12 protein-coding genes are annotated in these 12,730 nt (G+C 59.3%); all 12 read left to right on the forward strand.

What is annotated here, in order from left to right:
* Window position 1: 1 nt before the first annotated feature.
* The 12 genes from ABJ076_RS10825 (at window position 2) to ABJ076_RS10880 (ending at window position 12,632) form a co-directional block, all read left to right on the forward strand.
* The gene (locus ABJ076_RS10825) at window positions 2–403 is read left to right on the forward strand and encodes a biopolymer transporter ExbD (protein WP_348190017.1); all 402 of its coding nucleotides are present in this window, start codon (window positions 2–4) and stop codon (window positions 401–403) included.
* Entirely contained in the window at window positions 400–1,491 is a 1,092-nt protein-coding gene (locus ABJ076_RS10830; RefSeq protein ID WP_348190019.1) for a TonB family protein, read from the forward strand. The genes ABJ076_RS10825 and ABJ076_RS10830 overlap by 4 nt, the downstream gene beginning before the upstream one ends.
* Window positions 1,492–1,649: 158 nt before the next feature.
* Window positions 1,650–1,841, forward strand: coding sequence for a hemin uptake protein HemP (locus ABJ076_RS10835; protein ID WP_348190021.1), 192 nt, complete (start codon window positions 1,650–1,652; stop codon window positions 1,839–1,841).
* Between the two features lie 98 nt (window positions 1,842–1,939).
* Window positions 1,940–3,955 carry a TonB-dependent receptor gene (locus ABJ076_RS10840; protein WP_348190023.1) on the forward strand — a complete coding sequence of 672 codons (2,016 nt, stop codon included), beginning with the start codon at window positions 1,940–1,942 and terminating at the stop codon, window positions 3,953–3,955.
* Between the two features lie 10 nt (window positions 3,956–3,965).
* The gene (locus tag ABJ076_RS10845) at window positions 3,966–5,033 is read left to right on the forward strand and encodes a ChuX/HutX family heme-like substrate-binding protein (protein WP_348190025.1); all 1,068 of its coding nucleotides are present in this window, start codon (window positions 3,966–3,968) and stop codon (window positions 5,031–5,033) included.
* On the forward strand, window positions 5,030–5,878 hold the full coding sequence (locus tag ABJ076_RS10850) for an ABC transporter substrate-binding protein (RefSeq protein ID WP_348190027.1): 849 nt from the start codon (window positions 5,030–5,032) through the stop codon (window positions 5,876–5,878). Before ABJ076_RS10845 ends, ABJ076_RS10850 begins: the two co-directional genes overlap by 4 nt.
* Window positions 5,879–5,881: 3 nt before the next feature.
* Complete coding sequence (locus tag ABJ076_RS10855) at window positions 5,882–6,946, forward strand: iron ABC transporter permease (protein ID WP_348190029.1); 1,065 nt, start codon at window positions 5,882–5,884, stop codon at window positions 6,944–6,946.
* Window positions 6,939–7,739 (forward strand): heme ABC transporter ATP-binding protein, encoded by an 801-nt coding sequence (locus tag ABJ076_RS10860; RefSeq protein WP_348190031.1) that lies wholly within the window; start codon window positions 6,939–6,941, stop codon window positions 7,737–7,739. Before ABJ076_RS10855 ends, ABJ076_RS10860 begins: the two co-directional genes overlap by 8 nt.
* Window positions 7,740–7,774: 35 nt before the next feature.
* Window positions 7,775–8,089 (forward strand): antibiotic biosynthesis monooxygenase, encoded by a 315-nt coding sequence (locus ABJ076_RS10865; RefSeq protein ID WP_348190033.1) that lies wholly within the window; start codon window positions 7,775–7,777, stop codon window positions 8,087–8,089.
* A 589-nt stretch (window positions 8,090–8,678) separates the two neighbouring features.
* Window positions 8,679–9,185 (forward strand): sigma-70 family RNA polymerase sigma factor, encoded by a 507-nt coding sequence (locus tag ABJ076_RS10870; protein ID WP_348190035.1) that lies wholly within the window; start codon window positions 8,679–8,681, stop codon window positions 9,183–9,185.
* 53 nt (window positions 9,186–9,238) lie between these two features.
* Window positions 9,239–10,159 (forward strand): FecR domain-containing protein, encoded by a 921-nt coding sequence (locus tag ABJ076_RS10875; RefSeq protein WP_348190037.1) that lies wholly within the window; start codon window positions 9,239–9,241, stop codon window positions 10,157–10,159.
* Window positions 10,160–10,250: 91 nt separating this feature from the next.
* Window positions 10,251–12,632 carry a TonB-dependent receptor gene (locus tag ABJ076_RS10880; RefSeq protein WP_348190039.1) on the forward strand — a complete coding sequence of 794 codons (2,382 nt, stop codon included), beginning with the start codon at window positions 10,251–10,253 and terminating at the stop codon, window positions 12,630–12,632.
* Window positions 12,633–12,730 lie beyond the last annotated feature (98 nt).

The raw sequence follows: 12,730 nt of genomic DNA on the forward strand, positions 1-12,730 counted from the left end.
GATGCGGCTTGTTAAACCCAAGAAAAAATCAGCGGTGGAGAATGTTCTGCCGCTGATCAACGTCGTTTTCCTGTTGCTGATATTCTTCATGCTGGCGGGTGCCCTCGAAAAGGCCGAACTCCTTGAGATCACGCCGCCAGAAACCGCGAACTCGGGTCAACCGGATGACACTACGGCGATCCTGCTGGTCTCCGCGGATGGGCGGATATCCTTCGAAGATAAGATTCTTGAGCGGGACGATGTCGTCGGGCATCTGAGGGATTACTTCGCGCAACATCCGGACGGACGCCTGAAGTTGAAAGCGGACGCTCAAAGCGATGCGGCGATGGTTATTGCCCTGATCGAAGAGCTTCGGGCGGTAGGTCTCAAGGAACTTGGTTTGCTGGCGACGGGGGCGTCATGAACGCGATCGTCGAACGGCGCGGTACCGCCCCATCCATGATTGTCGGTTTCGCCGCCGCGCTTGCGCTGCATGGCATGGCTATTCTGCCCTTTGTGGTCTTTGAGACGCCTGCGACCAGCAGTGCGGATACCGGTGCAGGCGGTCTTGTCGTGATGATGGGGGATGCCGGCGGGGTCACGGCGCAGACTGTGGCTGACAATATTTCGGCAGCCGAAGCGAGTGGTGCTCCGGACAGTGAGGCCGTGGAAACGATGCCGGAGCAGATTACTGAGGTCCCGCCGCCGGAAACGCCGGTGACAGACCTGGCGGATGCCGCTCCGGTTGAAACCGTGGTGAAGCCCGCTGAGGCTGTTGACGCCGCGCCTGTCGAGACGATTGAAGCCGAATCTGTTGAAGCTGAGCCGGTCGAAACCGACGAGTCCGTGGCAGAACCAGTTCCGCAGGAAATGGTTGTCGCAGAGGTTGCCGAGGTTACGCCGGTGGAAACAGTTACATCTGCGGTTCAACCTCCGCCGTTGCCGTTAACGCGCCCAGCGCCTCCGCCGAAGCCGGTCAAGACAGCCGCGCCGCCGCGTCCGGCCGAGCCGGTGAAACCTGTTGAGACTGAAGTTGCGGAGGTGAAGCCGGTCGAGGCCGCGCCGCCGAAGCCGCGGAACGCGGACGCTGTGCTGGCTGATAAAGTGCAGAAAGCGCAGGAGAAGAAGGGGAGCGGTGCATTCGATGTCGCGTCCTCGGCGCCAAATCTTTCTGCAGGTCCCGGCCAGACCCAGGCATCCTCCGGTGGGGGGGCTACGGCTGGGGCACGCAAATCTTATTTCGCAACAATTCAGAGCTGGCTTGAGCGGCACAAAAAATATCCGCGGGCAGCACGGCTGCGGCGCTATGAAGGCACGGTCGCGTTCAGCTTCCAGATAGATCGCTCTGGCAGCATCATGAAGCGCTCGATCGTAAAGAGTTCTGGAAGAAAGGTTCTAGACGCAGCGCTTCTGGATCTCCTGAAGCGCGCTGACCCGATGCCGCCGATGCCGCCTGAAATTGTCGGGGCGACCTTCGATTTCACAACCTCCATTGAATATAACCTTCGTTAGATAATCGCGGCTGATCAGTAAAGTCTCGCCCATAAATGTTTTTACTAATGCGAATGATTTGCATTTGTATTCGCGGGGGGCATCGTTTATGACAGCTCATAACGTCTGGCGGGGGGGCCGCTTTGCGTTCGTGAAATTGCCAAGGAGGAGCCGAGTTGTTGGCGGGGATACCCTCGGATGAGCCGGATATTGCAATGTCGACCGGTGCGGACTCGACCACTTCAAATGAGAGGAACCGCATTCTCGTCAGTGATCTGATGGGGGATGAGCGGGAGGTATTCCTGCTGTTCAACGGTTCCGAATACAGGCTGCGTGTGACCAACAATAACAAGTTGATCCTCACGAAGTGAATTGACCCGCCGGAGGGTTTCTCCGGCTTAGACAGATAGTAGCCACCCAGCCCTTCGCTAGGCAGCTAACACCAGCGACCTGATGAAGAGGCTTTCGAATGCGTTTAGCAATTGCTGCGGCGGCGTCAATCGCCACCGTTGTGGCGTCGTCCGCACATGCCGGCGAGACCACTCAACTTGACCGTATCGTGATTTCGGCGGGTAAAGAAAAAGTGGCCATTGAGACACCCCAGTCCGTGTCCGTCGTGAACCAGGAAGATCTTGAGGCAGCGCAGCCGACTACGATCGGTGATGTGTTGACGGATCTGCCCGGTGTCAAGGCGATCGGATCGGAGCGCGTGCTCGGTGAAAGCTTCAACATCCGGGGGATCGGGGCGCTTGGATCGTCGGATGAGAACCGGCTGATTGTTCGGGTCGACGGGGCCACGAAGTTCCATGAACAGTACCGGATGGGATCGTTCTTTGCCGATCCAGAGCTTTTCAAAGGCATTGAAGTGCTGCGTGGACCAGCATCCTCGACGCTTTATGGTGCTGGTGCGCTCGGTGGCGTCATTGACGTAACTACCAAGGATGCAGCGGATTATCTGAAAGGCGATGACAAATACGGTTTTCGCCAGAAATTCGAGTTTCAGAGCAACGAGTCCGGATTTCTGACGTCCAGTATTGCGGCCGCGCGGCCTGTGGAGGGCCTCGATTTGCTTGGCGCTTTCAACTATCGGCGCGCTGGAGAATATGAGGACGGAGACGGCAATGCCGTGACCGGCTCCGATTTCGAGGCACCTTCCGGGTTGCTCAAAGGCACCTATCAGTTTGGCCCCGATATGGAGCACAAGCTCCGTGCGTCCTTCCAGCAATGGATGACCGAGGATAAGAACGACAATTACGCGCAGACCAACACATCAGTCCAGTTCGGTAACATTGACCGCGAGGTTAAGGATCAGACCGGTGTGCTGAGCTATAATTACCAACCCTCCGGCAACCCTTTGATCGATCTGGAAGTCTTTGGCTCTTACTCAAATACCGAAGTCGATCAGTACAATTCCACACTCAAAGACATCAATCCTTCCGCACTTTTCCAGGACACGTTCTACGCCTATGAGACTTGGCAGGCACGGGCCGAAAACACAGCGGCATTCTCTGGTGACAATTATGAGAACTACCTCATCACCGGTGTCAGCTACGCGTTCCAGACCCGGACAGCGGATCAGCCGGTCACCAGCACGAACCCGTCTGGCAGCATAACGTTCCATCCAGGTGGCGAAAGCGCCCAATACGGAGCCTATGTTCAGAACGAGCTTGTCCTTTGGGACAAACTGACCCTGATCCCCGGCGTGCGCGTCGATTACACCGAGCTTACGCCAGCCGATAGTCTCAGCCAGGGCGCTGGCGTCGAGAACACGGCTTTCTCGCCGAAACTCGCGGCCCACTACCAGATGACGCCGAACTGGGGTGTTTTCGGCTCCTTGTCCTACACCGAGCGTATGCCAGTCCTTGATGAGGTATTTGACGCGACAAGCGGCAACCTCAATCTCGATCCGGAAAAGTCCTTCAACGTTGAGGGTGGTGTCGCCGCATCCTTCCGGAATGTCGCTCTCGAGAACGATGCCCTTACCGCAAAGGCGACACTCTTTCATAACGATGTCAAAGATTTGATTGAGCGCGCAAACACCAGCTCCACTTACTTCAACGTAGGCGAGGCGGAAATCGTTGGTGTTGAGTTCGAGGCATCCTATCAGTCCACCTATTTCTTCTCCCGCGCCGCCTACACCGCGATACGGGGTGAGAACAAGGAAGACGATACCGACCTCAATTCCATCCCGGCGGACGAACTCGTCCTGACCCTTGGTGGCCGGTTGCCGGAATACAACGTCGATTTCGGTTGGCGCGGTGTCATGGCTGCGGGCCAGGACAAGGTCTCTGGCACAACGCTGCCGACCTCCGGCTACACGGTGCACAACCTCTTTGCCAGCTGGAAACCGGATGAAGGCCTGTTCCAGGACTCCGAATTCCGTTTTGGCGTCGAGAACCTTCTCGATCAGAACTATCGCGAGCATCTGTCCGGCGACAACGCCGCCGGCCGGACCTTCCGTATCACGCTCGCGCGTCAATTCTAAGGAGACGAAAATGACGACCAGATCGGCGGAAGAATTGCTGATTGAACTCAATCGCATGAAGGAAGAGCAGGGATCTATCCGTGCGCGGGCCGCCGCCGAGGAACTCGGTGTTCCCGAGGCTGCCCTTCTGGAGGCGAGAGAGCGCGACGGTAGTGTCCGCCGATTGTCGGTCTCTGACATGGACGTCGCCGGCCTTATCGAGCGCATGCCCGAAGTCGGCGACGTCATGGTCCTCACACGCAACGATCATTGCGTGCACGAGAAGACCGGAACATTCGAGAACATGCGGTTCAACACCCATATGGGCTCGGCCTTTGGTAAGGAAATCGATCTCCGGATGTTCCTGGCGCAATGGAAGACTGGCTTCTACGTCATCGACGAGTCCCCGAAGATCAACCGCCACTCGTTGCAATTTTTCGACAAATCGGGCGCTGCCGCCATCAAGATTTATGCGGTTGGTGGAACCGACATGGACAGATTTGTGTCGCTGGCCCGCGATTTCACGAACCTGACGCCGGAGGTGCTGCAGTTCGAGGAGCCGGACGTCGTTAAGGCGGACGCCCCGGACGAAAGCATCGATGTGCAGGACTTGCGGTCACGCTGGAGCAAGCTCGGCAACGGGCATCAGTTTAATCGGATGCTGGCAGAACTTGGCATCGGCCGTCGTCAGGCATTGCGGCTGGTGGGGAGCGACTTCGCCAATTCGGTCCCGGTCAGTGCCGTCGAGAATATGTTGAACGATGTCGCGGCAAGCGGCCTGCCGATCATGTGCTTCGTGCGCGGTCCCGGCGGCATCCAGGTTCATTCCGGACCGGTGCAACGAATCAAGCGTGTGGCTGGCTGGCTGAACATCCTTGATCCGCGCTTCAATCTGCATCTGAAAGACGAAGCGATCGATAGTTGCTATGCGGTTTCCAAGGCCTCGACGGAGAAAGGCCACAACATCACCTCGCTCGACTGTTTCGCGGCCGACGGCACGGTGATATGCCAGTTCTTTCCGGTGCGGGAAGAGGGCGCCGACGAGCCGGAAGCCTGGCTTTCACTGATCAACGGATATATCGAAGGAGTGGCGGCATGAGGTATATTGCAGCGTTACTGCTTTCTGCTGTTCTTCTCGCGTCAGGGGATGCTCGTGCGGAGGGGCCGCAGCGTATCGTCTCCGCCGGAGGGGACATCACTGAGATTATCAATGCGCTGGGTGCTGGAGACCGTGTGGTTGGTGTCGACAGCACCTCGAATTTCCCGCCTGAAATGGCTGAGAAAGCGCAAATCGGCTATATCCGCAATCTGGCTGCCGAGGGAATTCTCTCGTTGCAGCCCGACGTTCTGATCGCCGCGCATGATGCCGGTCCGCCGCCCGCGGTCGCGCAGCTCAGGGCCGCAGGTCTGCAGGTCGAACTGGCACCGCAAGGTGATTCCGTGCCCGGAGTGCAGGAGAAAATCCGGTTCGTCGGCAATATCCTTGGAATGCCGGAGAAGGCCGAGGCGCTTGCGCAAAAGCTCGAACTGCAGATGAAGGCCTCGCTTGAAATCGCGAGCGCCAGCAAGGAGAATCCGCGCGTCATTTTCGTCCTGAATACAGCGGATGGCGCACCGCTTGTCGGCGGTCGTGGAACGTCTGCGGACTCTGTCATCGCGCTGGCGGGTGGCGTGAACGCCGCCGACAGTTTCGACGGCTACAAACCCATGTCGCAGGAAGCGATCATCACCGCAGCGCCCGACGTATTGTTGATGATGAGCCAGACGGTCGACCGCCTGGGGAGCGTCGATGTTATCCTTTCCCGTCCGGAGTTCCAACTGACCCCGGCTGGCGAGAACCGGCGCTACGTTGCCATGGAAGGCATCCTGCTGTTCAGTTTTGGCCCCCGCTTGCCCCAGGCGGTTCGGGACTTGGCGACGGCATTGCAGCAGAAGGGCGGCTGACGGGTGACTGTCACGACGGCTCTGCCACGGCGGGCGGCTGGCGTATTAGGGCGTCGGCCGCTTTTTGGCGTTCTTTTGGCGATTGTTGTGCTCATGGCCTTTGCCGAAGTCACGCTTGGCCCTGTGCGGCTCGGCCCGTCCGATCTGGTCTCTGTTCTGATCGGTGAGGGAGAGCGCGGACCGACGGCCATTCTTCTGCAGATCCGGCTGCCCCGGATGGTGCTGGGCCTTGCTGTCGGCATTGGGCTTGCGCTGTCCGGTTGCGCGTTGCAGGGCGTGCTGCGCAATCCACTTGCCGATCCTGGCCTGATCGGTGTTACGGCAGGCGCTGCGGTTGGCGCTGTGGCGGTGATCGTTCTCGGTAATTATTTTGTCGGCGATTTGCCTGCCTTCGTGCGGCCCTATGCCCTGCCGCTCGGCGCTTTTGCGGGCAGCATTGCCGTGACCGGGTTTGTCTTCTCCTTTTCCAGACGCGGGGGCGGCACCAATATCGCCGTACTGATCCTTGCAGGAGTCGCCGTGAATGCCATCGCCGGGGCATTGATCGGCGCCATGGTCTTTATCAGCAACGATCAGCAATTGCGGGACCTGACCTTCTGGTCGATGGGCTCCATCGCGTCGGGTAACTGGATGACGGTGACGGTGACATCGGTGGTTGCCGTGCTGTCCGGTTTGCTTCTGGTCCGTATGGGGCGAACACTCGACCTGTTCCAGCTCGGTGAGCGGGCGGCGTTTCATGCCGGTGTCGACATCGAGCGGGAAAAGCGCCGCATCGCGCTGCTGACCGCGCTTTCGGTCGGCGCCGTAACGGCAGCGGCTGGGCCGATCGGCTTCATCGGCCTTGTCGCACCGCACATGGCCCGGCTGATTGTTGGCCCGGCCCATCGTCATGTACTTCCGGCAGCGGCCCTGATCGGGGGCGGCCTTATTCTCGGTGCCGACCTAATGGTCAGGCTCGCCATACCGCCGACAGAGCCACCCATCGGGCTTGCTACCAGCATGATCGGCGGGCCGTTCTTTCTCTGGCTGCTGATGCGCCGGATGAACAGGGGAGGCGGCAATGCTTGAAGCCCAGGGAATTACCGTGACTTTCGGCAAGACGACTGTTCTCCGTGATGTAAGCCTGAGGGTGCGCTCTGGCGAACTGGTTGCTCTGTGCGGCCCGAACGGGGCCGGCAAGTCGACCCTGCTCGCAGCCATGGCCGGGGACTTCCAGCCCGAGGGGGGGCAGGTCTTCATCGAGGGCGCAATCATCACTGGCCTGCCGCCGACAGAGCTGGCACGCCGCCGCGCTGTGCTCGAGCAATCCCCGTCGCTCTCAGCCGGGTTCAGTGTCGGTGAGCTGCTGTCCCTCTCCATCCCGCGCGATGTGCCGCCGGAGCGGGCGCGCGTGCTGATCGAAAGGAAACTGCATGCCGTCGGCCTCGCCGACCGGGTTGGAGACAACTGCCAAATCCTGTCCGGCGGCCAGCGGCATCGGGCGCATCTGGCGCGGGTGCTGGTACAGCTCGAAGCCGTGGACAACCGCGACACGGGTTACCTGATGCTGGACGAGCCTACATCGAGCCTCGACATCGCCCACCAGATCACCACCATGCGCATTGCCCGGCGGGCGGCCCGCGAGGGGGCGGGGGTGCTGGTGGTGCTGCATGATCTGAACCTCGCCGCGGCCTTCGCCGACCGGGTGGCGCTGATGCAGGACGGACGTATTGTCGCGGATGGTGCGGGGGCCGAGGTCTTCACTGCAGACCGGCTGAGTGCCATCTATGAAACCGAGATTACCGTGGAACATGCGGGCGGGAACACGCCGCGCATCCTCCCGGTTTACAGCCCCGACGCACATGCCGGGCTGGAGCTTTAGAAACCCAAAAACGAAATAAACCAAGGAGAGACCAAATGTATATCGCCATGAACCGTTTCAAGGTCACCAAGGGCTCGGAAGCGGATTTCGAGACCGTCTGGGAGACACGGGATTCCCAGCTTGACCAGGTACCGGGCTTCGTCGAGTTCCGCCTGCTCAAGGGCGCCGAGGCCGAAGACCACACCCTCTATGCCTCGCACACGCTCTGGAAGGACCACGACGCCTTCGTCGCCTGGACCAAATCCGAGCATTTCCGCAAGGCCCACGCCAACGCAGGCAATGCCGACCGGAAACCGCTCTATCAGGGCCACCCGCAGTTCGAGGGTTTCGAGACGGTGCAGAAGCTCTGAGCTGATCTGCTTAAGGTTTGAGATACATTGAGCGCCGGTCCCGGATGGGGCCGGCGCTTTTGTTCGAGGGGATTGAATGCTGTCAGACGGCAAGCAACCAAAAGCGGTCGTTCGTAATCTCGAGCAGAGGGGAGTTTTCGTTGTCGTGCCAGCAGTTTATCCTCCCTGAGAGTCAGGCAAAACAGACCATAACGACTGGTAACCCCGACTCAATGACGTTTGGCCTGACGGAGTACATTTATGGTCAATCAACAAGACGAACTTCGTTCCCGGGTTACGGGAGCAGCGGTCGGCAAGGATTCTGACGTTGACTGGCCCGATGGAAAGAACAAAGACGTGTATCATGGGGAATGTCAGTCGTGCCCGCGCACGCAAGATGTTCATCTTGCTCCTTACGTGCCAATCGACACTAGGCGCAGTAGGAATGTAGAGGTACAGCCTAACCGCTTCACGCAGCGTGGCCCCCTAATCTCTCCGGTGCTTCCGAATATAAGCGGCACCATTTGTTGCGAATGGATCGCAGTCGCATTACGGTGACTTATCGGTTTCTTTGTAATCAGCTCGATAAATTTTAAGTGGAGGCGGATTGATGGCGCTCCAGCCGCCAAGCGACGATGAAAGCCAATGGCTATACCGCAATCGGCGTGGCGAGCTGCTGGCCACAGCCGAGGCTATTGTCGGATGTTCGGCGACGGCCGAGGACCTCGTTCAGGAGAGCTGGATCCGATGGGCTTCTAAGAGTTACGATCCTACTCAAGCATTTTTGATCGTGCGCCGGATCGTGCGCAATCTTGCGTTCGATTGGCGACGTCGGACGAAGCTGGAGCGCGACTTCGTCGAATCTGGCCTAATCAATACGGCCACAGCACCCGATCCGGAGCGGATACACCTCGCGCGCGAAGGTCTCAGGCGTGCCGATGCGGCGCTCGCCGAGCTGCCGGACAGAACAAGACAGGCCTTCGAGTTGCGGCGCGTCCACGGCCTGTCGTTCGAGGAAGTCGGCGCGCGGCTCGGCGTGTCAAACCAACGCGCGCATCAATTGGTGCGGAACGCACTGCTGCACCTGGATCGCAGACTGGCGGACCATGAGACGTAAAAGTGGGCTTGATCACCGTTCACCTCGCGTCGAGATTGCGATATTCATGAGAGATGGATAATGAACGTGAGCGGCTGCGCCAGCAGGCCGTCGACATATTTCTCGATCTTGAGGAATGCCCGGACGGGGCTGCGGAGCAGGAAGCATGCGCAGCGTTTCTGGCGCGAGGTGATGCTGAGCGCAGCGCCTATGCCAGCGTCGCGAGAACCTGGGCAGCCGCACATCCCGCGCCACGGCACAGGCAGCGCGGCGTTCCCGCTGTCCTGGTTCTGGCCGTCGCGCTTCTCGCTGGCGTCCTTCTAGGGCCGGAGGCCATGCTCTGGCATCGGTCAGACTACAGCACGGAAGCTTCTGCACCGCGGCATTTCACGGCGACGAGCGGCGACCTCCTCTATCTCGACGCAAGCTCGGCAATCGATGAGCAGTTCGACGCCAATCGGCGTACGCTCGTCTTGCTTGAAGGCGCTGCGTATTTCGAGACAGTTCAGGACGCCCGCCCGTTCCTGGTCGAAGCGGACGGGCTGACAGCACGGGCGATCGGAACCGCCTTCGTGGTCGAGCGCAGCAACGGTGTCAGCGTCGCCGTGGCCAAGGGACAGGTTGAAGCGACCCGTGATGGCCAGCGCTTCATGCTTTCGGCAGGCGAAAAAATTCATATTCTTCCCGAAGGTCGGGTTGTACGCACGGACATCGTCCCCGCGACGATCGCTGCCTGGCGCGGAAATCAAGCCATTACGAAGAATACCCCGCTGTCCGACCTTGCGGCGACGCTTGACCGACGGTTTCGCGGCCGAATCGTGATCACGGACAGAAACCTCGCCGCGGCTCGTGTCAGCGGTGTGTTCTCCCTTGCCGATCCCATCGCGACACTTCGACTGGCCGCCAGTCTGCACGGTGGCGCTGTGACGGCGGCGCCCTTCCTTGCCGTCGTGTCGCCGGACGGCAGCCTGTTCGACCTTCAGACGCCTGACTGAAAATTTCCCTACCGCCCCTTGGAAACGGCACTCCCCATCCGTTTGAGATGTAAGAGGGCAGAAATGGCGCGACGCGCCGGGGGACAATTTTATGACGGTATTTGACTTCAAGCTTCGCCACGTAGCGGCGTTCGGGTTTGCATCGGCGCTCGCGTTTTCGGCTACCTTAACCGCCGCCCAAGGGACGCTCGACGCCAATCCGGCGCCGATTGCGGTTCTGGCTCAGCCGCTGACGGACGCAATTGTTGTGTTCAATACGCAGACCGGCGTGCGCATCGTGGCTCCCGCCGACATCATCTCCGGCGTCTCGAGCCGGCCTGTGGACGGCACGCTGACGCCCGCTCAGGCGCTCGATGCTATGCTGGCTGGCACAGGGCTCAGCTATTCGCTTTCGCCTTCGGGCGACGTGGTCCTTGCGCGCCAGCAGGCGAATAACGCTCCGATCACGATCAAACCCATTGTTGTGACTGGCAACAAGATTGAACGCTCGCTACGCGACACCCCGACGAGCGTCGGCATCGTGACGTCGGAGCAGGTCCAGGATTTAATGATCACCGACACCTTCGACAGCTTCAACACGATGGCTAACGTCAGGCGGGTGAATACAGACGGCGGGAGCGACACCTTCCAGATTCGCGGCCTGAACGCGGATGGCATCAGCGACATTTCAAATCCGGCGACACTGGTTTCACTTATCATCGATGGCGCGACGCAGAACTCTGAAGGTCTGCGTCGCGGCGGTCGCAGCACCTGGGACCTCGAACAGATCGAAGTGCTGCGCGGCCCGCAATCCGGCCTGTATGGACGGGCGGCGCTTGCCGGAGCGGTCGTGCTGAAATCGAAGGACCCGACCTATTACCACGAAAGCGCGGCGCAGTTTAACTTCGGCGACCCGAATACCACGGGCGGCAGTGTCATGGTGTCCGCGCCCATCGTCGAGGATCAGGTCGCGATCCGCCTCAGCGGCGACGTGCAGAGGGAAGAGAAGGACATCAGGATCGTCGACCCATTGAACGAGCCTTTCGGGGAAGACGAATATTATAACTTACGGGCAAAGACGCTGATCGAACCCGCGGCCCTTCCCGACCTGCGCGCGCTGTTCACCATAAATCACGCGCATGACCAGACCGCGACGGCATTCGTTTCGGAACCGTTCTCCGACAGGGTCTTCGAGGGATCGGGCCTCTCGTCTGAAGGACGCGATATCGACGTTAACAACTATATCGCCGATCTGTCCTATTTCCTGACGGACACGCTGATCGTTCGGTCGATTTCTTCATTCATCGACACCGATCTCAATATTTTCAGCGCTCCGGGGTCGCCGATATACCTGCGGGATGGCCTCCGCGACGGGAAAGACTTTACCCAGGATATCGGCATCGAGATCAACGACGAGGACGGCTCCGGCCTCTCTGGGGTGATCGGAGCCTTCTACGGGAACTTTGTCCAGGAGAACGATTCGGACATTCAGATCGATCTTGGCGCATATTTAGGCTCAGGGCCGACCGGTGTGCTTTCGCCGTTCCAGTCTGGCTCCAGCCGGTCCGAAACCGAGAGCATGGCACTCTACTCCGACCTCAAATACAACATCTATGGGCCGATATCCTTGCTGGGCGGATTGCGCTACCAGCGTGACCATGTTCGAAGTCAGTCAGACTTCTATTCCGCCCTGTCCGGGACGACGGCATACGACATCGACGCGACATTTGACGTATGGTTGCCGAAGATCGGACTCTCCTACGAGATCAACACCGAGAACACAGTTTCGGCGGTCGCGTCACGCGGCTATCGCCAGGGGTTCACGGAGAGCATTGTCGGCACAGACCTGCAAAACGACGTCGACCCGGAAAACGCATGGACCTATGAGCTGTCCTATCGCTACGATTCCACTCTGAACGGACTGAGCGTCGGCACCAACGTTTTCTATAATGACTACACCGACCAGCAGATCGTCGTCGTAAATCCGGATTTCGCCCCGCTCACGAACACATTCAATGTCGGCGATTCCTATTCCTATGGCACCGAAATTGAAGGACGTTACAACCATGGTAACGGATTGACGCTGTTCGGCTCCCTTGGCCTGTTGAAGACCGAGATCAATGATTTGCAAGGTGATGTATGCGCATCTTCCGGTGGCAATTGCGCGGGTAATGAATTTCCCGAAGCGCCGAACGTCACTGCGGCCTTCGGTGGCGTCTACCGCCATCAACAGGGTTATTTCGTGACCGCCGACATGAACTACACCAGTTCATATTTCTCGAACGGCGACATCAACAACACCGACCAACAGGAAATAGACGGGCGCTTCCTGGCGAATGCTTCGATCGGCTACGAAATCGATAACTTCCGAGCGCAGCTCTTCGTGCGGAACCTGTTGGACGAGGACTACATAACGAGCATCAGCTCAAGCGGCACCTCCGCTTCTATCGGCGATGGTCGCACCATCGGCGCCGTACTGCGCATGCAGTTTTAGGGAGCTGTTTGCCCGGTATTCGATCGGGCAAGGAAGTGAAATCCAGCGCTTTGGGTGGGGGCATGTCTAGAGCAGGCATGCCTCCTCTCTAAGGAGGG

The organism is Nisaea sp., assembly GCF_039990255.1.
GTDB lineage: Bacteria > Pseudomonadota > Alphaproteobacteria > Thalassobaculales > Thalassobaculaceae > Nisaea.

Bases quoted from the DNA above. Each gene is read 5' to 3' on its own strand.
- ABJ076_RS10825 (WP_348190017.1), top strand. From the start codon at position 2: ATGCGGCTTGTTAAACCCAAGAAAAAATCAGCGGTGGAGAATGTTCTG.
- ABJ076_RS10830 (WP_348190019.1), top strand. From the start codon at position 400: ATGAACGCGATCGTCGAACGGCGCGGTACCGCCCCATCCATGATTGTC.
- ABJ076_RS10840 (WP_348190023.1), top strand. From the start codon at position 1,940: ATGCGTTTAGCAATTGCTGCGGCGGCGTCAATCGCCACCGTTGTGGCG.
- ABJ076_RS10845 (WP_348190025.1), top strand. From the start codon at position 3,966: ATGACGACCAGATCGGCGGAAGAATTGCTGATTGAACTCAATCGCATG.
- ABJ076_RS10850 (WP_348190027.1), top strand. From the start codon at position 5,030: ATGAGGTATATTGCAGCGTTACTGCTTTCTGCTGTTCTTCTCGCGTCA.
- ABJ076_RS10860 (WP_348190031.1), top strand. From the start codon at position 6,939: ATGCTTGAAGCCCAGGGAATTACCGTGACTTTCGGCAAGACGACTGTT.
- ABJ076_RS10865 (WP_348190033.1), top strand. From the start codon at position 7,775: ATGTATATCGCCATGAACCGTTTCAAGGTCACCAAGGGCTCGGAAGCG.
- ABJ076_RS10870 (WP_348190035.1), top strand. From the start codon at position 8,679: ATGGCGCTCCAGCCGCCAAGCGACGATGAAAGCCAATGGCTATACCGC.
- ABJ076_RS10875 (WP_348190037.1), top strand. From the start codon at position 9,239: ATGGATAATGAACGTGAGCGGCTGCGCCAGCAGGCCGTCGACATATTT.
- ABJ076_RS10880 (WP_348190039.1), top strand. From the start codon at position 10,251: ATGACGGTATTTGACTTCAAGCTTCGCCACGTAGCGGCGTTCGGGTTT.